Source organism: Pseudomonas sp. KH_027, assembly GCF_057838565.1.
Genome location: NZ_CM174470.1, coordinates 1,762,417 through 1,782,859, shown reverse-complemented (window position 1 = coordinate 1,782,859; position 20,443 = coordinate 1,762,417). Strand labels below are relative to the sequence as shown.

Sequence of the window (20,443 nt, the reverse complement as noted above, 5' to 3'; positions counted from 1 at the left end):
AGGCCACATATCATATCCAATTTAGGTAAAACTGCACCAGAGCTGCTGCAAGGTCTGGCTGGGAGGCCTGTCCCAGACACCATTTCTCGGCATGCTCGGCCACTTGTGGCCATTCTTGCTGCATCGCCTGCCAGCTTTCAGCCATTCCTTCCCCTGCATTCCAGGCCCGCCACAGACCAGTCAGCGCAACACTCGCGGCTGGCGATAAGCCTTTTACATACAACGCAAGAAAGGCCTCAAGCTTGTCCCAGTGGGCGTTCTCTTGCTGCTCATAAATGTGCCAGAGCAGCGGACGCCCGGCCCATTGCGCCCGGACGAAGGAGTCCTCACCGCGCACGGCATTGAAATCGCAACTCCACAGCAAGCGGTCGTAATCATCCTGTTCGACGAACGGCAACACATGGATGCTCAAGGCTTCACGCGTCTGGCTATCGCCAGCCTTCAAACCCGGCACGCCCAGCCAGCGCTCGAGATCAGCGAGTATCCGACCCTCCGGCACCAGCAACTGGGTGGGCCGGGTTTCCCTGCGCAGGACATCCAGCCAGCTGGCCAGCCCGGCATTTTCATAGGCGAACAGCGAAATCAGCCGCGCGCCAGGCTGTAGCTGTACGCCTAACGAGCGCAGAAAGGTCAGCCGCGCCGCGCCATCGGCTTGAAACGCCTGACGTCGCGCCAGCAGATCACGCTCACGCAGTAAACCTCCCGTGTTGGCGCTAAAGCCTGGAAAGAAGAAGAACTTCTGCAATCCGCCCGACTGCAACGAAGGCAAGCCGTGACAACCAGCAACCCACTCCTCGGCACTGAGGTATTCCAGATTCAGCCAGAGCACGTTCGGCTTCGCCGCCATGGCGGCGATATAGGCTGCGGGCAAGTGACAAGCAAAAGCCCCGATCACTACCTGCGCGGGCTCGACCGGCTGCCATTGCTTGGCCCACAGGCAAACCTCGACGCCCTGCTGCCACTGGGAAACGGCATTGGCATCCGCTTGCGGACAGAGCCGGACAAATGCCGGCAGATCATCCACCCACAGCCGCACCGCCTGCCCCTGCTCGGCCACCAATTGCCGCGCCAGGCGCCAGGTCACGCCGATATCGCCGTAGTTATCGACAACGCTGCAGAAAATGTCCCAGGTGGCTTTCATGCCGGGCTCCGATGAATAAAGAGGGCGAACCTTAAGGGGTTGCGGACGATGGGAGAAGAGCATGACACGCTGCAACCGCTCAATAGCGACTCGATAAGAACGGCCAGTACGCCGATGCCGCAACCTGGTCAGCCGAGATTCCCGACTCCGGTTTTACCCGGACAGCAAAAACCCGCCGAAGCGGGTCTGGATCAATGCGATGAGGCGCGCTACGAGGCCGTATGCAGATGCACCTCTTCTACCGCATCGGCGCGGGCGGGCTGCGGCACACCTGTCAACTCGCTAATCAGCCGCCATTGCTGATCCAGCTCCTTGCTCACGCCTTCCAGCCTGACGATCATCCGCGAGCCGGCGCCGCGCACGCCAGGATCCGTGCTGCGCATAAGATCAAACGACAATGAAGTCATCGCCGCGGTCATGTGGACGATGCTGCGCGAGGCAAGCATCAGGAGCTCGGTCAACTGCTGTTCTGTTGGGGTCATGCTGGCCTTCCTTGCCATAGCTGATCAATAAGGGAGCGGTGCAACAAACCACGCCGAAGCGTAGAGGATCACAAGAGAAATTGAAGCCGGAAGGATGAGCTTATGAATCATCTACGAAATCCATTCGCAAGAGAGACGCCTCCTAGCATGGCACAATAATATCACTCGTCACAGGCATTGTCGCCAGCCCGCCCTTAACCCAACCGCAAGAACGCTATCTCCCTCTTTCGGCAATTAAAGCCACATCATCTGCAAGGCCAGCTAAAACATGATCCAGACCATGCACTGAAACGCTTTCGACACTTTCCGACACGGACCTTTGAGCCCAGAAAGCAAAAACCCCCAATCTCTTTCGAAATCAGGGGTTTGAGTATTGCTGAATATGGCGGTGAAGGAGGGATTCGAACCCTCGATACGATTTCTCGTATACACACTTTCCAGGCGTGCTCCTTAAGCCTCTCGGACACCTCACCGTAGCCTCGGCCGACTGTCAGGTCGGTCGAGGCGCGCTAATCTAGCCGAACAGTCCGCTAAAGGCAAAATATTTTTACAGGAGATTCATGTGCTTAAGCCAAATGCGAGCCCCGTACCGGGGTTGGCTGAGCGCGCGCCTCGAAACGCCGGTCAGCGAACAGTAGAAAGCCCAAGGAAATGAACAGGCTTAGGCCAAACACTAGCACCACACCTTCTGGGCTTTGGCGTTGCCCGCTGGTGGCGTGCGCAAGCAAGGTCAGCTGTGCGAGCAGGGCCATACCCACAGGTAATAAGGTCGTAGCCCGTTCAAATACTCGCATTGTTTCTCCCCTCCGGTTCCTGGCTAACCTTAGGGACGCACCTGGGCACCAGCCAATCGTCTCTCTCAATAAGGCCGATAGTGGCCCGGCAGCATCTCCAATCCCTGGCTTGTGGCTGACTGGCCAGTCAGCCACAGCGCTTTACCTGGGCTGGGCGGGTCGGTAACGTCTGCCCACCTTTCAGCACATGCCCCAGCAAGGACTTCCGCCATGAGCGACCTGATCAGCTACCAACTCGAAGACGGCATTGCCACCCTGACCCTGAGCAATGGCAAGGTCAACGCCATCTCTCCGGACGTGATCGCGGCCTTCAATGCCGCCCTGGATCGTGCCGAGCAGGACAAGGCGATCGTGATCATCACCGGCCAGCCAGGCATTCTCTCCGGTGGTTACGACTTGAAAGTGATGACCTCCGGCCCGCAGAACGCGGTCAGCCTGGTGGCTGCCGGCTCGACGCTGGCGCGGCGGATGCTGGCTCACCCGTTCCCGATCATCGTCGCCTGCGGCGGCCATGCGGTGGCCAAAGGCGCCTTCATCCTGCTCTCGGCGGACTACCGCATCGGTGTCGAAGGCCCGTTCAGCATCGGCTTGAATGAAGTGCAGATCGGCATGACCATGCACCACGTCGGCATCGAACTGGCCCGCGACCGCCTGCGCAAGTCGGCATTCCACCGTTCGGTGATCAATGGTGAGATGTTCGACCCGCAAAGCGCCGTCGACGCCGGCTTCCTGGATAAAGTGGTACCGGCCGAGCAGTTGCTGGCCACGGCTATCGCTGCCGCCCAGCAGTTGAAGAAGATCAACATGACCGCGCACAAGAACACCAAACTGAAAGTGCGCAAAGCACTGCTGGAAACCCTGGATCGGGCCATCGAACTGGACCAACAGCACCTCGTCTGAGACGCCTGCCGGCGGTCAGAAGCCTGGCTCGATGCCGGGCTTTTTAATTAGCGATGTCGCCCTTGAATGTTGCAGCCGTCCAGACCGAACGCTGCATCCGCTGCCGGCTTACCGTTTTCGCAGGGACGACGAGATTGGTGGGGGAACCTGCCTTGCACCGCCAGCCAGGCGAATGCAGGAATCCTCTAGACACAGCGAGCAGCTCGGGTAGCCGAGCAATTTGACCATGCTCGGCGTGTTGCTGGAACTGACTCCGGCACAGCCTTTTTATCGACGCCCAATCCTGCAACACCCGCCCCTCCCCTTGGTCGCCATTGTTTGCCGAAAACAGTGCACATCCGTACACTGCGCGGCCTTTGTTCTCACGGGCGTAGCCATGCTTTTTCTTCTGCGAATGCTGTTTATGGGCCTGCATTTCATTCTGGCCGGCGTAATCGGCATTCTGATTGGCCTGGGCCGCCCGTTTAACCCGGACAACAGCCGACTCTGCGCCCGTCTCTACTCCAAGCCAGCGCTGTGGCTCCTGCGTCTGCGTTTGCAGACCGACACCGAGGCGCTGCGCGATCACCCGCAGGCCTGCGTGATGATCGCCAACCACCAATCCAACTATGACCTGTTCGTGCTCGGTAGCGTGGTGCCCAGGCGCACCGTCAGCCTCGGCAAGAAAAGCCTCAAGTGGGTGCCTTTCTTCGGCCAGCTCTACTGGCTCGCCGGCAATGTACTGATCGACCGCAGCAATGCCCGTAAAGCCAAGCAGGCCATGCTCATCACCACCGAGGCGCTGCAACACAAAGACACCTCGATCTGGGTATTCCCGGAAGGTACGCGCAACCTCGGCAAAGGCCTGCTGCCCTTCAAGAAAGGCGCGTTCCAGATGGCCATCGCCGCTGGAGTGCCGATCATTCCGGTCTGTGTCAGCACCTACAGCACACACATGCAGCTCAATCGCTGGAACAGCGGTGAGATCATGATCCGCTCCCTGCCCGCTATCGCCACCGCCGGTTTGACCCTGGAAGACCTGCCCAGCTTGATCGAACAGTGCCATGCGCACATGCAGCAAACGATCCATGAGCTGGATCAGCAGATCGCGGCCACCTGGCCAGGAACAGCCAAGCCCGCGCTTTCGTGATCGAAAAAGCCCAGCTCTAGACTGGGCTTTTTCTTGCTGGTCTCGCAGGCAAACCCAAGCCATCGCAGCAGCCACCGCTACGAGCCAAGCTGCGGCGATTGCACTGTTCGAACGCAGATATCCAGCAATGCCATGCGCTTGCAGGTGAGACATTCCCGCCAGCTGGGTTAATCTGCCAGGGGCCTGACCCGCTATCTTCAATCCAAGAGCATGGACAACCGTATGGGTAGTGTCGTTGCAGCCGTGGTTTACACCCAAGGCAAGAAAGTCTCTGATATTGCGCTCGACGAAGGCATCAGTTGGGCAACCAAACCCGAACACTTCGTCTGGATCGGCCTGCATGACCCCGGCACCGATGAGCTGCTCAACCTGCAGAAACAATTCAACCTGCACGAACTGGCCATCGAAGACGCCCTGCAGCAGCACACCCGCCCCAAGCTGGAAACCTTCGGCGACGCACTGTTCATGGTGCTCTACTCGCCCATCGTCAAAGACGGCGAACTGAAGTTCATCGAGACCCAGCTGTTTGCCGGCAAGGGCTATGTGATCAGCGCCCGCTACGGGCAATCGCCTTCCTACGCCCGCGTGCGCCAGCGCTGCGAAGCTCAGCCGCGGATGCTCGAGCACGGTGAAGACTTCGTGCTCTATGCACTACTCAGCTTCGTGATCGAAAACTACCGGCCGTTGATGGAGGAGATCAACAACGAGCTGGAAGAGCTCGAGCAGAAGGTCCTGAACAATCCGCTGACCCAGGCCGATGTCGAGCAGATTCAGAGCATGCGCCGCAACTTGCTGCGCATACGCCGCTACATCGCGCCCATGCTCGAAGTCTGCCAGGAGCTGCAGCAGCTGGATTTCCCCTTCATCGACAAACACATGCGGCCGTACTTCCGCGATGTTTCGATCCACGTCAAACGGCTGCTGGAAGACCTGACCGGGCTGCGGGAAATGGCCGACCACGCGATCGAAGTCGGCCTGCTGCTGGAGTCATCGCGGCAAAGCATCGTGCAGCGCAAATTCGCCGCCTGGGCCGCGATACTGGCCTTTCCCACGGCCATCGCAGGGATTTACGGAATGAACTTCAACAATATGCCGGAGCTTACCTGGCATTACGGCTACTACGGCATACTCAGCATCATCGTGGTGGGTTGTGGTGGTTTGTTTGCTAACTTCAAAAGAATGGGCTGGCTGTAGCCCTGCGCCCAAATAGAAAAGCCCGGCAGCTAGCCGGGCTTTTTACTGCAGAACGACAGGCGGCTTAAGCCAACTCAGCAGTCCGATTCTGCGCCACGAAACGCATCATCCACTCCGCCACCGTGGCGCCCTGGTGGGCATGCTCCAGGCTGGCGAGCCCCTGTTGGTAAATATGCTCGCCCAGGTGCTGCTGACGAATGTCCAGCAACGCCTTGGAATAGTCGTGGATGAATTCCGGGTGGCCCTGGAAGCACAGCACCTGGTCATTGATGCAGTAGGCCGCAATCGGGCAGAACTCGCTGGATGCAATCACCGTGGCGTTTTCCGGCAACGCCGTGACCTGATCCTGATGGCTGATCAGCAGGGTCAACTCGTTCATCGCCGGGCTCATCCAGGTCGGCTGCTCCGCCACCTGATAGCGATGCGTGCCAACACCCCAGCCCTGGTGCGCGCGCTCGCTTTTACCGCCGAGCAGAAGTGCCAACAGTTGATGGCCAAAGCAGATGCCCAGCAATTTATCGCCGCGCTCGTAACGCCCCAGCAGGTAGGCTCCGAGCGTTTGAATCCATGCATCGTTGCCGAAGGAGTCGGCCTTGCTGCCCGTCACCAGATAGGCGTCGTAGCGCTCGTCATCAGGGGGGTAATTGCCTTCCACCACGTTGTACACGGTAAAAGTGGCCGCTATCGGCTGCTGAGCAAACAGTTGCTCGAACATCTGCCCGTAACCCTGATATTGGTCTACCAGTTCTGGGCGGAGAAAGTCTGTTTCCAGAATGCAGATACGTAACGGCATGAGCGATTTCCTGAAGCGGCGAAGGTGAAAGCCTTATGTTTGTTTTTTTTAACATATGGGTTAGGCCAAAGGAATAGCTAAACGATCTGTAGCTTAAGGTTTTATAGCAAGCTAAGAACTGAGCTTCGGCAGCGACCTGCAACGGGCTGCGTCAATAAAATTTTACAAGCTGAGTGTTTTTACTGATCACACCGCGCTTATTCCTCGTACCGCGTACGCACCAGGTTCATGCCCGCCCCCCTTATCACTGCGCTCGATAGTCACCATAAAGGCCATTCACTTCTGCCTCAGAGTGCGCTCGGCAATCATGCAGCCATCGGGCTCGAGCCCATCCGCCACATGAGGAACACAGCATGAACAAATTCGCCGCTATGGCCAGCCTGGTTGCCGCCTCCGCTTTTGTCAGCCACGCCAACGCCGAAGCCTATCGCAATGCCGACAAGACGCCTGTGGCGCCGCATAAAGCCGAGAAGAAACCCGCCAACAAATAACCACCTACACGCCGCGACAACGCGGCGCATGGATTCTTGGGAGAGCCGTCATGCACACCGAGTCGGGCAAGAACGTTTATGGGGTCACCTATGCGACCTTCGATCACAGCGGACTGCATTTCGAGTCGGAACTGGCCATTCAGTTACAGGATGGCGCGCTGGTCACCCTGAGAATGCCGACGCAACTGAGCGAGCGCCAGGCGATCAGCCAACTGGTCTGCGGTCAGGACGCCGGTTGCAGCCTTTGAGACTGTCGCCTAGCTGAGCCGCCTGTCTTAGAAACGGCCAGCACACACAGGCTCCAAGCGGTCGATTCAACTGCCTGGCGCGGCATGATTTCGCCCACAAGCACGCCCAACAGCATCGATAAATCAGATCAATAAGCCGCAATTTATGTGCTTTTTAATCGATTAGATATCAAAGAAGCTGTGCCCACGCCATTCAACACCTTCACGGAGCAAGGCCATGAACATCACTCTCCAGTACGCACGCAATGGCGCATTGGCCGGCCTTGGCCTGTATCTGATCAGCGCCATCACCCTGCTGACCCTGAGCATGAGTGATGACAACGCCCAGGCCAAGCCCGTCGCTACCGAGCTGTCCGTCTCGCTCATTAGCCGGATAAGCCAAGCGCTGCTGCACAGCTGAAACCGTACACCTTGAACGATCTGCCAGAGGCTAAGGACCACCATGACGCTGCCAAAGAAGAACCTGTTGATCCTTGCCGCACTGGCCGTGATAACCAATGGCTTCTCATTGCTTGGGATCGGGCAGGCCTCCGTCGGCTCTGTCGCCAGAACCATAGAATGCAACAACTCGATCGCACACAACCTCGAACTGAACGAAACCCTGAAAAGAATCGCCGGCACGCCTCCCGCCAAGCGTGATATGGCTTTCGCCGGGCTCTTCATTCTCGAGTGCCTCAGCTAGCTGAGCGCCCACGCCGCACGCAAAAACCCGCGCATAAAAAACCGGCTCACGAGGAGCCGGTTTATCCCGAGCCCCGAGCCTGCTTGTGGGCTCAGGGCTTTTCACCACATCGACTCAGGCGATCAGAACGCCTGCCCTTTGGCGGCTTTTTCCAGCAACAGCGCTGGCGGCTCGAAGCGCTCGCCATACTGTTCGGCCAAGTACTGCGCCCGGGCGACGAAGTCCTTCAAGCCATACTGGTTGATGAACTGCAGCGCCCCTCCGGTCCAGGCGGCAAAGCCGATACCGAAGACCGAACCGATGTTGGCATCGGCGGTCGAGAGCAGCACGCCCTCTTCCACGCAACGCACGGTTTCGATGGCCTGGATGAACAGAATGCGGTCGCGCACATCGATCTGCGAGATTTGCGCATCCGGCTTCTCGAAGCGGGCTTTCAGCTCCGGCCACAGCTGTTTCTTGCCATTGGCCGGGTAATCGTAGAAGCCGCCATTGGCCGCTTTGCCCGGGCGCTTGAACTCATTGACCATCAGGTCGATGACCGCGAATGCCGGATGCTGGGCGATGGTTTTGCCTTCCGCTTCCAGGTCCTTGATGGTCTGCGCGCGGATGTGGGTCATCAGGCTCATGGAGACTTCATCGGAGATCGCCAGCGGGCCGACCGGCATGCCGGCCTTACGCGCTTCGGTTTCGATCATCGCCGCGCTCACCCCCTCGCCGAGCATGGCCAGGCCTTCGTTGGTGAAGGTGCCGAACACCCGCGAGGTGAAGAAGCCACGGCTGTCGGTGACCACGATCGGGGTCTTCTTGATCTGCATCACATAATCGAAGCCACGGGCCAGGGTTTCGTCGCTGGTGCGCTCGCCCTTGATGATTTCCACCAGCGGCATTTTGTCCACGGGGCTGAAGAAATGCAGGCCGATGAACTTGTCCTGCTGCTGCACCGCCATGGCCAGGCCGGTGATCGGCAAGGTCGAGGTGTTGGACGCGATCACCGCATCGCTCAACGCATTGCGCTCGGCGGCGGCGGTGACCTTGGCTTTCAGCTCGCGGTCTTCGAACACCGCCTCGATGATCAGGTCGCAACCGGCGAAATCCGCATCGGAGTCGGTCGCCTTGATCAGCGCGAGGATGCCGTCGCGCTTCTCGGCGCTGAGTTGACCGCGGACAACTTTCTTTTCCAGCAACTTGGCGGAGTAGGCCTTGCCCCTTTCGGCCGCCTCCACGGAGATGTCTTTCAACACCACCTCGATACCGGCAAGCGCCGAAACGTAAGCGATACCCGCGCCCATCATGCCGGCGCCGAGCACACCGACTTTGCGGGTGACGTAGGGTGCCGGGCCTTTGGGCCGCGAACCACCGGCGTTGATTTCATTGAGCTGGAACCAGAAGGTCCCGATCATGTTCTTCGCCACCTGGCCGGTGGTCAGCTCAGTGAAGTAGCGCGCTTCGATGATCTGCGCGGTGTCGAAATCGACCTGGGCGCCTTCCACGGCCGCGCACATGATTTTCTCCGGCGCCGGGAAGCAGCCCTTGGTCTTGTCGCGCAGCACGCTCGGCGCGATGGCGAGCATCTGCGCCACATTCGGGCTGGACGGTGTGCCGCCGGGGATTTTGTAGCCTTTCACGTCCCAGGGTTGCACCGCCGTCGGATTGGCGGCGATCCAGGCGCGGGCCTTGGCCAGCATCTCGTCGGCGTTGGCGGCGATGTCGTGAATCAGGCCGGCTTTCAGCGCCTCCTGCGGGCGGACTTTCTTGCCTTCGAGCAGGTAGGGAAATGCCTTTTCCAGGCCGAGGATGCGCACCATGCGCACCACGCCGCCACCGCCAGGCAACAGGCCCAGGGTCACTTCCGGCAGGCCGAGTTGCACGCTGCTGCTGTCCAGGGCGATGCGGTGATGGCAGGCCAGGCAGATTTCCCAGCCGCCGCCGAGCGCCGCGCCGTTGATGGCCGCGACCACCGGTTTGCCAAGGGTTTCCAGGCGCCGCAGCTGGCCCTTGATGCGCAGGATCATCTGGTAGAAATCATTGGCGTCGGCTTTGCCGACCTTGATCAACTCGTTCAAGTCGCCACCGGCGAAGAAGGTCTTCTTCGCCGACGCGATGATCACCCCGGCGATCGAGTCCTTTTCGGCCGCAAGGCGGTCGACGATATTGCCCATGGCTTCGCGGTACACCGCGTTCATGGTGTTGGCACTCTGGCCGGGCATGTCGATGGTCAGGACGACGATATTGTCCTGGCCTTTTTCGTAACGGATGGCGTCAGTCATTTTTATAACCCCATAGGTGGGGGAGCTCTTCAGGGGCGTCGCGAGCGAAGATCAGGCAAGGCGGAAATCGGCTGGGAAGCGGAGTTTACAACTGTAAATGAGCATTCCCGGACGATTTCCAACACAGCCTGATCAAGCGCAGCAGCCACTGAAAGCTCCTTAGATTCGTTCAATAATCGTGGCGATACCCATACCGCCGCCCACGCACAGCGTGGCGAGGCCGTAGCGCAGGTTGCGCTTCTCCAGCTCATCGAGCAGGGTGCCGAGGATCGCGCAGCCGGTAGCGCCCAGCGGGTGGCCCATGGCGATGGAGCCGCCGTTGACGTTGACCTTGTCTTCCGCCACCCCCATGTCCTTCATGAACTTCATCACCACCGAGGCGAAGGCTTCGTTCACTTCGAACAGGTCGATGTCGTTCACGCTCAGCCCGGCCTTGGCCAGCACCTTGCGGGTTGCCGGCGCCGGGCCGGTGAGCATGATGGTCGGGTCGGTACTGGTGACCGCCGTGGCGACGATCCGCGCCCGCGGCTTGAGGCCCAGCTCCTTACCCTTGGCCGCGGAACCGATCAGCATGGCTGCGGCGCCATCGACGATGCCCGAGCTGTTGCCCGGCGTGTGTACATGGTTGATACGCTCGACATGGCTGTACTGGCGGATCGCCGTCGCGTCGAAGCCCATCTGGCCCATCATCTCGAAACTCGGCTTGAGCGAGCCAAGCCCTTCGAGGGTCGAATCGCCCCGAATGAATTCGTCATGGTCGAGCAGGACGACGCCGTTCTGGTCGATGACCGGAATCAGCGATTTCTTGAACGAACCATCGGCACTGGCGCGAGCGGCTTTCTGCTGCGAGCGCAAGGCGAAGGAGTCGACGTCGGTACGGCTGAAGCCTTCGAGTGTGGCGATCAGATCGGCGCCGATGCCCTGCGGCACAAAGTTGCTGCTGATGTTGGTTTCCGGGTCCATGACCCAGGCCCCGCCGTCGGAACCCATCGGCACGCGGGACATCGACTCGACGCCACCGACCACCACCAGGTCTTCGAAACCGGAACGGATTTTCATCGCGCCGAGGTTGATCGCTTCCAGGCCCGAGGCGCAGAAACGATTGATCTGCAGGCCGGAAACACTTACATCCCACTTCGCCACCATCGGCGCGGTCTTGGCGATATCGGCGCCTTGATCGCCCACCGGGGTCACGCAGCCCAGGACAATGTCATCGACCTGGCTGGTATCGAGCTGGTTGCGCGCCTGCAGCGCAGTGAGCAGGCCGGCGATCAGGTTGACGGGCTTGACGCTGTGCAGCGCGCCATCCTTCTTGCCTTTGCCGCGGGGTGTACGCACCGCGTCGAAAATGAATGCTTCGGTCATGGCGTCCTCTGGCCTCCAGTCAGGAGGTATAGGTAACGGCGTAAACTCAGGATGCGCATCAGCCAACCTGAAATCGCCTGTTCTTGTTTGGCCAGTACACCTTAACGCGAGGGGTGGCGCGCTCAATGACCGAAATGCTCAGGGCTATTGACCGCTGTGCTCAGACGAACGGTCTATAGCTGCGCAGCCATCGGCTAACCGCGGCGCAATGTGTCTGGCGCAAGGGTTGCTTGCGTACGGCGCAGCGCCCGGCATAACTGGCTACTACTAGCAGCGCGCTGCTTGGTACCAAGTCATCTAAGCGATATGTGATGCGGGCCCTAGAGTTGTAAGGGCAAGGTGTCGTTGCGGGGCTTTGCCGGAACGATCGATACGTTCACCCCCGGCGTGACGCACCTCCCGATAAACCCTAGAGCGGGTCCCGGGGCGCCATTCCCACAAGAATAAAAGGCAGAATGCCATGTTCAAACAAACAAAAATTCGCCAAGCCAGCCTGATTGTCTTCGCCACCACCGTCATTCTGATCATTCCCAACCTGACGCGTCTTATCAGTTGATCCTCAGCCGTCCCAGCCGCTGCGCCCTGCCTTTGGCAGCCCACGCAGCGCGGGCTGGAACCCAGGCAAAACCGCGCTCACAGCGGTGGCATTGCCGGTAAACGCAACAGGCCATCACCCACCTCAGTGGCACGCACAACAGCACCCGCCCCCATACTGGCTCAGCACGGCTAGCCCTGGCATTCTGCTAGGGTGTCATTGACATGCCCGAGGAGAATTCCATGCGTCCCCTACTCGCAGGCTTTGCCTTGCTCTTCAACCTCTCTGCCGCCGCCGAGGAAGTCGACCGGGTAGCGGCCGTACAGGCACTGGCAGAACCGAAAACGCTTTTGATCGATGTGCGCACCGCCGAGGAGTTCGCCGTGGGCGCCCTGCCCGGCGCCATCCGCATCGGTCATGAGCAGATCGGCACGCAGATCGCCAGCCTTAGCGCTGATAAGAACGCCCCCATCGTCCTTTATTGCCGCAGTGGCCGCCGCTCGGGCATCGCCCAGGACGAGCTGAAGAAGCTCGGTTATACCCAGGTGATCAACGCCGGCGGTTACCAGGATTTGAAAACCGCTTTAGTGGGTAACCCGTAAAGATGCGCGCACTGCTTCTTGCCCTGTTGACCGCCGTCAGCCCGTTGCACGCCGCCGAACTGGTTCTGGAACTGCCCGCCGGCAGCCACAGTTGGAGCACGGCCGAGCTGCTCGCCCATCCACAGGCGCAGCAGGTCGAGATTGCCGATGACGTCAGCTACAAGCGCGCCATGAGCTACCGCGCTGTGCCACTGGCGGCGCTGCTCACCGGCGTGCAGCCGGGCGATCATCTGCAAGCGGTGGCGCTGGATGGCTTCGCCGCCGAACTGCCGGCGGTCCTGCTGCTGAGCAAGGTCGGCAGCCGTGCTTGGCTGGCCGTGGAAGACCCGACCCAGCCCTGGCCGGCATTGGCCGCAGGCAAACCGAGCGCCGGGCCGTTCTACCTGGTCTGGAGCGACCCGCACGCAGCCAATATCGGCCCGGAACAGTGGCCATTCCAGGTCGCCAAGGTTCGCCGGCTCGCGTCAGTGGCCACACGCTTCCCGGCACTGTTGCCGGCCGCCACGGCCAGCGCCGACGTGCAGAGCGGCTTTGCGCTGTTCCAGAAAAACTGCATGGCTTGCCATCGCTTGAACGCGGCGGGCGATTCGCAGTTCGGCCCCGACCTGAATATTCCGCATAACCCGACCGAGTATTTCAGCGGCGACTTCCTTGAACAGTACATCCGCGACCCGCAGGGCATGCGGCGCTGGCCCCAGGGCAAGATGCCGGGATTCAGCCAGGAGGTGTTGAGCGACAGCGAGTTGAACCGGCTGCTCGCCTACCTGCGCCATATGGCTGGGCGCAAAGTGAAAGGTGGTTGAGGGTTGCCTATCTAGCGGCCCCTATCCCTATGACGCTGAGGGCCATGGCCTTCTTCAGACTATTCCCAGCCGCACGGCAACCCCGCTCTGGACGCTCTGCCTGCGCGGCGATCAGACGCGGAGCGCCTGGCTGCATACCCATGCGGACGTGGGGACGATCAAAATCGCTCCCACACCAGCCACTACCGGGCTTCGTAGCGGCTAGCCCCAGTAATCTCCTGGCGGCGGTGGCAATTGGCTGAGCAACTCGCTCAAGCCGCCTGACCACTGCTGGCGAATCCCCTCGAAATAGGCATCGCCCTCTTCAACCCGAAAACCTGTCGGCACCTCCAGACTGTTGGTGCGGTACACCAGCAAGTCCAGCGGCATACCTACCGAGAGGTTGCTGCGAATGGTCGAGTCGAAGGAAACCAATGCACAGCGCAATGCCTGTTCCAAGCCCGTTTCGTGGTTCAGCGCCCGGTCGAGGATCGGCTTACCGTATTTGCTTTCACCGATCTGGAAGTACGGCGTGTCCACGGAAGAGGCGATGAAATTGCCCTGCGGATAGAGATTGTAAAGCTCCGGAGCCTGGCCGTAGATCTGCCCACCGAGCAGAAACGAACAGCTCAGATCGATCCCCTGGGTCAGCGGTGTATTGCCATCGCGGGCCAGCACTTCGCGCACGGTATCGCCCAGCAAGGTGGCGGCGGCGAACAGGTTCAACACATTGTTCAGGTGCAGGCCCTCACCATTCAGACGCTGGCGCAGCAGGCTGATAACCGATTGCGAGGTCGCCAGGCTGCCGGCGCTCTGCAGCACGATCAGGCGCTCGCCCGGCACGCCGAAGATATGCAACTTGCGAAAGGTGGCGATGTGATCGACCCCGGCATTGGTCCGCGAATCCGACACGAACAGCAGCCCTTCCGACAGGTTCATGGCAACGCAATACGTCATCTCTCACCCATAAAACAAATGCGCCCGGGGCAGTGGAAAACACCGCACCGGGCGACGTGAATATCCTGCTATCGCAGTCCTATTGCTGTTGGACACGTAACAGCGGGGAAACTTCCACATGCGCATGCATTTGTTCGACGCCACCGCCGCGGCGCATACCGCGCACCGGGCAGGCATCCAGGTAGTCCAGACCGATTGCCAGCTTCAGGTGCCGCTCGGGTTTGACCAGGCAGTTGGTCACATCGAAGCTGTACCAGGCATCATCCAGCCAGGCTTCGGCCCAGGCGTGGCTTGCCAGGTGGTCGCTGCTGTCGGTGTACAGGTAGCCGGACACATAGCGTGCCGGAATCCCCAGGCTGCGGGTGCAGGCGATAAAGGCGTGGGCATGATCCTGGCACACGCCCTGACGCCCGGCGAACGCTTCGGCCGCACAGGTATCGACCGCCGTGCTATCCGGCTGGTAGCTGATGTGCGCGCTCAAGGCGTGCATCAGATCGATCAAGCCGGTACGGTCGCGGCGCGCCTTGCATTGCTGTTTGGCGAACTCGCGCAGTGCCTGATCCGGCTCGGTCAAGCGGGTAACGCGTAGAAACGGCAAGGCCGACTGGCTCTCGTGCTCGGCCTCGCGCCGCTCATCGATTTCAACCTGGCCACGGGCACCGATGACGATCGATTCATGGGGCTCGTCCATGGTCAGCACATGCAGGATATTGCCGTACGGATCGATCTGCGCGCGCACCGGGCGCGGCAGGTTGAGCGCCCAGCTGAGCACCTGCTGTCGCTCGCTGTCATGGGGCGTCATGCGCAGGTACTGGATGCTGGTACGCACCTGATCTTCGTAGTGGTAGGTAGTGTCGTGGCTAATGGACAGTCTCATGCGACCTCCAGGTATGACGATTGAATGGCTTGGCCAAGCTGGCGAACCAGCAGGATGAAATCGGTGAGCCAGCCGTGCAGGCCCTCATCCAGAACTTCGTTGATGCTGGTGTAGCGCAACCGCGCCTCCAGCTCCGCCGCCAGGCGCTGGGCCGGGCGACCGTTCTCGCCCGGCAGGCTGGAGAGCATCAGGTTCAGCTCATCCATGCAGGCGCGTAACGAGCGCGGCACATCGGGACGCAACAGCAACAGTTCCGAAACTTTGCGCGTACCGGGCGAACCCCGATAGATCTCGGCGAAGGCCTCGAACGAAGACAGTGCGCGCAGCAGTGCGGTCCACTGGTAGTAGCTGCGGGCCGGGCGACCATCGTTTTCGTCGATATCCTCACCGAGCATTTCGTAGCGCGCATCGAGCAGGCGCAAGGTGTTGTCGGCCCGCTCGATAAAGGTTCCGAGGCGGATGAAGCGATACGGATCGCCACGCATGATGGTGCCGAACGTGGCGCCACGGAACAGGTGCGAACGCTCCTTGGCCCACTCGCAGAAACGACTGATTCCATAGCGCCCGAGCCCCTGCTCGGCAATGCCGCGGATCTCCAGCCAGGTGGCGTTGATGTTCTCCCACATGTCCGCCGTGATGCGCCCACGAACAGCATGCGCATTGGTGCGCGCCGCCTGCAGGCAGCAATAGATACTCGCGGGGTTATCGGCATCGAGGGCAAAGAAATGCAACATGCGCTCGGCGTGCAACGGGCCGTGGCGTTCCAGGTACTCGTCCAGGGTGCCGGTGATCAGCAGCGGCAACGCCAGTTCTTCCAGGCCATCGCCGCGTCCATCCTGCGGCATCAACGACAACGAATAACTGACCTCGAGCATCCGCGCGAGGTTTTCAGCGCGCTCCAGATAGCGCGACATCCAGTACAGGTCAGAGGCAGTACGACTCAGCATGGTTAGTCCTCCACCACCCAGGTGTCCTTGGTACCGCCGCCTTGCGACGAGTTGACCACCAGCGAACCTTCGCGCAGCGCGACACGCGTCAGGCCACCGGGGACGATGCGGGTTTCCTTGCCGGACAGAACAAACGGGCGCAGGTCGATATGCCGTGGGGCGATGCCGTTCTCGACAAAGGTCGGACAGGTCGACAGGCACAGGGTCGGCTGGGCGATATAGGCCTCCGGCTTGGCGATCAAGCGCGCGCGGAAGGTTTCGATTTCCGCCTTGCTCGCCGCCGGCCCGACCAACATGCCATAGCCGCCGGAGCCCTGGGTTTCCTTGACCACCAACTCCGACAGGTTCGCCAGCACATGGGACAACTCTTCAGGCTTGCGGCACTGCCAGGTCGGCACGTTTTTCAGGATCGGCTCTTCGTCCAGGTAGAAGCGGATCATCTCGTCGACGTAAGGGTAAATCGACTTGTCGTCCGCCACGCCGGTGCCGATGGCGTTGGCCAGTACCACGTTGCCGGAGCGATAGGTCGAGAGCAGCCCCGGCACGCCGAGCATGGAATCCGGGTTGAAGGCCAACGGGTCGAGGAAGGCATCGTCGAGGCGGCGGTAGATCACATCGACCTGCTTGGCGCCAGCGGTGGTACGCATGTAGAGCTTGTCGTCGCGCACGAACAGATCCGCACCCTCGACCAGCTCAACGCCCATCTCGCGGGCAAGAAAGGCATGCTCGAAATAGGCGCTGTTGAAACGTCCCGGCGTGAGTACCACGACGTTGGGATTGTCCAGCGGGCTGGAGCTTTTCAAGGTATCCAGCAGCAGGTTCGGGTAGTGACCGATTGGTGCAACACGCTGGGCGGCGAACAGTTCGGGGAACAGCCGCATCATCATCTTGCGGTCTTCGAGCATGTAGCTGACACCGCTCGGGGTGCGCAAGTTGTCTTCCAGCACGTAGTAACTGCCGTCGCCGTCACGTACCAGGTCAACGCCGGAGATATGCGCATACAGATCGCGGTGCAGATTGAGCCCCTGCATCGCCAGTTGATAGCCCTCGTTGGCCAGCACCTGTTCGGCGGGGATGATCCCGGCCTTGATGATGCGCTGGTTGTGGTAGATGTCGGCGAGGAACATGTTCAGAGCCTGCACCCGCTGGATGCAGCCACGCTCGACAATGCGCCATTCGCTGGCGGGAATGCTGCGCGGAATGATGTCGAAGGGAATCAGCCGTTCGGTACCCTGATCATCGCCATAAAGGGTGAAGGTTATGCCGGCCCGATGGAACAGCAGGTCAGCCTCTCTGCGGCGCTGGGCCAGCAGTTCATCCGGGGTATCCGCCAGCCAGCGGGCGAACTCCCGGTAGTGCGGACGGCATTCGCCGTTCGCGTCGTACATCTCGTCGTAAAAGGTGCGGGTCATGCCGTACTCCTTGTCACCCGGACTCACCAGAGCATTGCAAAGCCCGAGCCAGAGGGCTTATCCAATACAAATCAACGCGTTACAGAATCAGTGAACACAGGGCGCACCAATACGGAGCAATGCCGTAGTTGAGTTGGCTCATCACGCCCCATCGCGTCGCAACAGACGCTGCAACAGATGTAACACTTGCTCACCCAGGATGGGTAGAGGCGGAGGTTGATTTCAGTCTATCGGCGCGGCTACGCAGCGTGAACGCGCAAGACTCACCAGGCCAGGCGACGCCCCTCGCCCTTGGCCGATCCTCCCCTTTTGGCCACGTGTGCCAGGCCGCCCACAAGGCGGTTTTTTTTTGGCGAGAGAGCTGCGTTGCCGGCTGTCACACAGAGGGAAATTCGCCAACCGCAGCCTGGGTGGCACACCCATGACGGTAGGAGCCGGCGTGCTCTCGGCACTCATAGGAGAAGGGTTTCGCGAGCAGGCTGGCGCCAACGGGAAGGCGCAGCCCGGTCGCTTACGTCAAGGTTGGTGGCTGTGCTTCAAGCGAACGCCAGCTTCAACCAATGCCGATAAAACCCCTCGGCCACTTGGTTCAGCGCCACCACCTTCGCGGACAACTGGTCGAGCATCTGTCTGCGGGGTTGCTGGCTCGGCTGGGTTTCATCGAGCAGATGCGCCCAGTCGGTCAACCACTGGCGTACCAACTCTTCGGTCATTTCCGGGTGACCTTGCAATGCCAGCACCTTATCGCCCCAGGCAAATGCCTGGTTCGGGCACCACGGGCTGGACAACAGGCGCTGTGCCCCCACAGGCAGGTCGAAGGTATCGCCATGCCACTGATAAACCGGGAACTCCTCCGGCAGATGCGCCAGCCAAGGGTTGCCTGGCTCCTGACCCGACTGCCAGACCGGTTGCCAACCGATTTCGCTGTACGGCATACGGTGAACCGAGGCGCCCAAGGCCTTGGCCAGCAACTGGCCGCCCAGACAATGACCGATCAGCGGAATGTCGCGCTGGATAAAGTGCCGCAAGGCGGCAATCTCCGCCCCAATCCAGGGCAATGGATCATTCACGCTCATCGGCCCGCCCATGATCGCCACGGCCTTTGGCCGGTCGAGATCATAGCCTTGCAACTCGCCCAAATCGGCGCGCAACACCTGGAAGTCGAGCTGTTGCTCATCCAGCACACGGGCCAAATGGCCCGCAGGACAATAATCGATGTGGGTGAGAATCAGGATATCGGTCATGACTGAACTACCTCTTTTTCTCAGTCTGACGCAAACCCCGTGCCGAGGTCGAGTAAAGGAAATGTCTGATTTTCAGGTCGAATGAAAACCCCAGCTCAGGCTCTTGCAGCCTGTTTGACCGGGGATTCGGTAACACCGACCAACCTCGCGGTCAGCCGGTGCATTCTGGCCAAGGCTGGCCTTAAACGCGCAGCCCTTTGATCTCCTGGGTAACGCCCCAGCCATCGAGAACGCCGCCGAGCGGTTCGACCACCAACTCCAGGTCCTGCTCGAAGTCGCCGATGCCGTCGTAGGTGGCATACATCACTTTGCTGATCAGTAGGTGCCAGGCGCCGTCATCCCGCGCGGTCACCTGGGCGTTCAACGACTCGGTGCGAAAGTTCTTGGCCGCCATACGGGCCCGCTCCTCGTCAGGGAATATGGCGTAGAACTCGATTGGATGAATACGGGCGAAATCGAAACCGCCCTCTTTCATACGGCGCAGAACATTGCTGCTGACGTCATTGTGCAAGGCTGTGCTCATGAAGCGACCCCCTCTCAAGCGATGGATGGATAGACCGCTTTCCCATTGCTGCTGCCAACTCAACCGCGCTGGCGTCGCGACCGGCTTGTCAGCCATGTCGCCCGAGGATCAAGCATGTAGCTGCTTGATGTGGCACTCGCCAAACCTTGTGAGGCCCGGCCGACGGCGGGCATTTGGAACCAATGCCGAGAACCGTCTTTTGCAGGGTAGTGCTTTCGGGCCAGGTCTGCTGGCCCGCGAGACAACTTGTGGCACACGCGGCGACCGGCGGTGGCCAAGCCATCGCCCACCGCCAGAACGACCTGGCCTGACGCCCTACTCGCGACTCAGCCAGGCCATGATCCAGCGGCTGAGCCACTGCGGAGTGAATTGCCCCGACCAGTACATCAACTTGAACTGCAGGCTGATCGGCCGATGCACCGCCGCACCCTGAGCCTGCTGCCAGACCGCCGCCGCGACATCTTCCGCACGCAGATTGACACCCAAACGACGCATCACCGGCGCCTCGAAGCGCTGGCCGGAGACCATCGGCGTGCGCACGAAAGGCGGCATCAGATCGCCAACCCGAATGCCATGTTTGCGCCATTCCAGCTCCAGTGCCTCGGTCAGCCCGCGCACCGCGAACTTGGAGGCCGAGTAACTGGCCAGGTGCGGCACGCCATACAGCCCCGACGCCGAGCCCATGTTGATCACCTGGGCATTGGCCGTGGCCTTCAGATAAGGGAACGCCGCATGGGTCATATTGAGCAGGCCGATCACATTGATCTGCATGATCCGGGCGTGCTCGGCCATAGCGATCTGTTCGAAATAGCCACAGGTGAGGACACCCGCGCAGTTGAACAACAGACGCAGTTGGCCATTGTGCAACGCGCTGAAATCGGCCAGCGCGGCTTGCACCGCGGCCAGGTCGGCCACGTCCAGCTCGGCATGCCAGACGCCACCCAGCTCGGCAGCCAAGGCCGCGAGTGCGGCATGCTCGATATCGAGCAAACCAACCGTCCAACCCTGGGCATGGAACAGCCGCGCGGTCGCGGCGCCAATGCCGGAGGCGGCACCGGTAATCAGCACAGTGTCCATC

Annotated in this window: 21 protein-coding genes and 1 tRNA gene; 9 read left to right on the top strand and 13 right to left on the bottom strand. The window is 60.6% G+C overall.

Features of this window, described 5'->3' with window-relative positions; all coding sequences use genetic code 11:
- Positions 1–10: 10 nt before the first annotated feature.
- The 3 genes from earP to AC3IYG_RS08415 form a co-directional block, all read right to left on the bottom strand.
- The gene (earP, locus tag AC3IYG_RS08425; protein WP_489313331.1) at positions 11–1,141 is read right to left on the bottom strand and encodes an elongation factor P maturation arginine rhamnosyltransferase EarP; all 1,131 of its coding nucleotides are present in this window, start codon (positions 1,139–1,141) and stop codon (positions 11–13) included.
- Between the two features lie 209 nt (positions 1,142–1,350).
- Positions 1,351–1,623, bottom strand: a complete 273-nt coding sequence (locus tag AC3IYG_RS08420) for a hypothetical protein (RefSeq protein WP_489313330.1) — start codon at positions 1,621–1,623, stop codon at positions 1,351–1,353.
- Positions 1,624–2,006: 383 nt separating this feature from the next.
- Positions 2,007–2,096 (bottom strand) — tRNA-Ser (locus tag AC3IYG_RS08415).
- 531 nt (positions 2,097–2,627) lie between these two features.
- Here AC3IYG_RS08415 and AC3IYG_RS08410 point away from each other — a divergent pair.
- The 3 genes from AC3IYG_RS08410 to AC3IYG_RS08400 all read left to right on the top strand — a co-directional run bounded on the left by AC3IYG_RS08410 (position 2,628) and on the right by AC3IYG_RS08400 (position 5,640).
- Entirely contained in the window at positions 2,628–3,317 is a 690-nt protein-coding gene (locus AC3IYG_RS08410; RefSeq protein ID WP_489313329.1) for a crotonase/enoyl-CoA hydratase family protein, read from the top strand.
- Between the two features lie 376 nt (positions 3,318–3,693).
- On the top strand, positions 3,694–4,446 hold the full coding sequence (locus AC3IYG_RS08405) for a 1-acylglycerol-3-phosphate O-acyltransferase (RefSeq protein WP_489313328.1): 753 nt from the start codon (positions 3,694–3,696) through the stop codon (positions 4,444–4,446).
- A gap of 222 nt (positions 4,447–4,668) precedes the next feature.
- Entirely contained in the window at positions 4,669–5,640 is a 972-nt protein-coding gene (locus tag AC3IYG_RS08400) for a magnesium and cobalt transport protein CorA (RefSeq protein WP_489313327.1), read from the top strand.
- A 64-nt stretch (positions 5,641–5,704) separates the two neighbouring features.
- Here the strand turns inward: AC3IYG_RS08400 and AC3IYG_RS08395 are convergent, their stop codons facing one another.
- On the bottom strand, positions 5,705–6,433 hold the full coding sequence (locus AC3IYG_RS08395; RefSeq protein WP_489313326.1) for an amidotransferase: 729 nt from the start codon (positions 6,431–6,433) through the stop codon (positions 5,705–5,707).
- A 353-nt stretch (positions 6,434–6,786) separates the two neighbouring features.
- On the opposite strand from AC3IYG_RS08395, the gene AC3IYG_RS08390 reads away from it, so the two are divergent.
- From AC3IYG_RS08390 to AC3IYG_RS08375, 4 genes are all read left to right on the top strand, one after another.
- Positions 6,787–6,924 carry a hypothetical protein gene (locus tag AC3IYG_RS08390; protein WP_489313325.1) on the top strand — a complete coding sequence of 46 codons (138 nt, stop codon included), beginning with the start codon at positions 6,787–6,789 and terminating at the stop codon, positions 6,922–6,924.
- 50 nt (positions 6,925–6,974) lie between these two features.
- Positions 6,975–7,172, top strand: coding sequence for a type III secretion system co-regulatory protein PtrC (ptrC, locus tag AC3IYG_RS08385; protein WP_489313324.1), 198 nt, complete (start codon positions 6,975–6,977; stop codon positions 7,170–7,172).
- A 217-nt stretch (positions 7,173–7,389) separates the two neighbouring features.
- Positions 7,390–7,572 carry a hypothetical protein gene (locus AC3IYG_RS08380; RefSeq protein ID WP_489313323.1) on the top strand — a complete coding sequence of 61 codons (183 nt, stop codon included), beginning with the start codon at positions 7,390–7,392 and terminating at the stop codon, positions 7,570–7,572.
- 42 nt (positions 7,573–7,614) lie between these two features.
- Entirely contained in the window at positions 7,615–7,854 is a 240-nt protein-coding gene (locus AC3IYG_RS08375) for a hypothetical protein (protein ID WP_489313322.1), read from the top strand.
- Between the two features lie 122 nt (positions 7,855–7,976).
- Here the strand turns inward: AC3IYG_RS08375 and AC3IYG_RS08370 are convergent, their stop codons facing one another.
- Both AC3IYG_RS08370 and AC3IYG_RS08365 read right to left on the bottom strand, forming a co-directional pair.
- Entirely contained in the window at positions 7,977–10,121 is a 2,145-nt protein-coding gene (locus tag AC3IYG_RS08370) for a 3-hydroxyacyl-CoA dehydrogenase NAD-binding domain-containing protein (RefSeq protein WP_489313321.1), read from the bottom strand.
- Between the two features lie 159 nt (positions 10,122–10,280).
- Entirely contained in the window at positions 10,281–11,486 is a 1,206-nt protein-coding gene (locus tag AC3IYG_RS08365; protein ID WP_489313320.1) for an acetyl-CoA C-acetyltransferase, read from the bottom strand.
- A 777-nt stretch (positions 11,487–12,263) separates the two neighbouring features.
- Between AC3IYG_RS08365 and AC3IYG_RS08360 the strand changes: the two genes are divergently transcribed.
- Together AC3IYG_RS08360 and AC3IYG_RS08355 are read left to right on the top strand one after the other, a co-directional pair.
- Positions 12,264–12,623 carry a rhodanese-like domain-containing protein gene (locus AC3IYG_RS08360; RefSeq protein WP_489313319.1) on the top strand — a complete coding sequence of 120 codons (360 nt, stop codon included), beginning with the start codon at positions 12,264–12,266 and terminating at the stop codon, positions 12,621–12,623.
- A gap of 2 nt (positions 12,624–12,625) precedes the next feature.
- Positions 12,626–13,426 carry a c-type cytochrome gene (locus AC3IYG_RS08355; RefSeq protein WP_489313318.1) on the top strand — a complete coding sequence of 267 codons (801 nt, stop codon included), beginning with the start codon at positions 12,626–12,628 and terminating at the stop codon, positions 13,424–13,426.
- Between the two features lie 201 nt (positions 13,427–13,627).
- Here AC3IYG_RS08355 and AC3IYG_RS08350 read toward each other — a convergent pair whose 3' ends face one another.
- The 7 genes from AC3IYG_RS08350 to AC3IYG_RS08320 all read right to left on the bottom strand — a co-directional run bounded on the left by AC3IYG_RS08350 (position 13,628) and on the right by AC3IYG_RS08320 (position 20,442).
- Positions 13,628–14,362 carry a proteasome-type protease gene (locus AC3IYG_RS08350; protein WP_489313317.1) on the bottom strand — a complete coding sequence of 245 codons (735 nt, stop codon included), beginning with the start codon at positions 14,360–14,362 and terminating at the stop codon, positions 13,628–13,630.
- A 79-nt stretch (positions 14,363–14,441) separates the two neighbouring features.
- On the bottom strand, positions 14,442–15,239 hold the full coding sequence (locus AC3IYG_RS08345; protein WP_489313316.1) for a transglutaminase family protein: 798 nt from the start codon (positions 15,237–15,239) through the stop codon (positions 14,442–14,444).
- The gene (locus tag AC3IYG_RS08340) at positions 15,236–16,186 is read right to left on the bottom strand and encodes an alpha-E domain-containing protein (RefSeq protein WP_489313315.1); all 951 of its coding nucleotides are present in this window, start codon (positions 16,184–16,186) and stop codon (positions 15,236–15,238) included. Before AC3IYG_RS08340 ends, AC3IYG_RS08345 begins: the two co-directional genes overlap by 4 nt.
- Before the next feature lie 2 nt (positions 16,187–16,188).
- Complete coding sequence (locus AC3IYG_RS08335) at positions 16,189–17,598, bottom strand: circularly permuted type 2 ATP-grasp protein (RefSeq protein ID WP_489313314.1); 1,410 nt, start codon at positions 17,596–17,598, stop codon at positions 16,189–16,191.
- A gap of 536 nt (positions 17,599–18,134) precedes the next feature.
- On the bottom strand, positions 18,135–18,842 hold the full coding sequence (locus AC3IYG_RS08330) for a type 1 glutamine amidotransferase (protein ID WP_489313313.1): 708 nt from the start codon (positions 18,840–18,842) through the stop codon (positions 18,135–18,137).
- A 181-nt stretch (positions 18,843–19,023) separates the two neighbouring features.
- Positions 19,024–19,365 (bottom strand): ribonuclease E inhibitor RraB, encoded by a 342-nt coding sequence (locus AC3IYG_RS08325; RefSeq protein WP_489313312.1) that lies wholly within the window; start codon positions 19,363–19,365, stop codon positions 19,024–19,026.
- Between the two features lie 315 nt (positions 19,366–19,680).
- Positions 19,681–20,442 carry an SDR family oxidoreductase gene (locus AC3IYG_RS08320; protein WP_489313311.1) on the bottom strand — a complete coding sequence of 254 codons (762 nt, stop codon included), beginning with the start codon at positions 20,440–20,442 and terminating at the stop codon, positions 19,681–19,683.
- Position 20,443 lies beyond the last annotated feature (1 nt).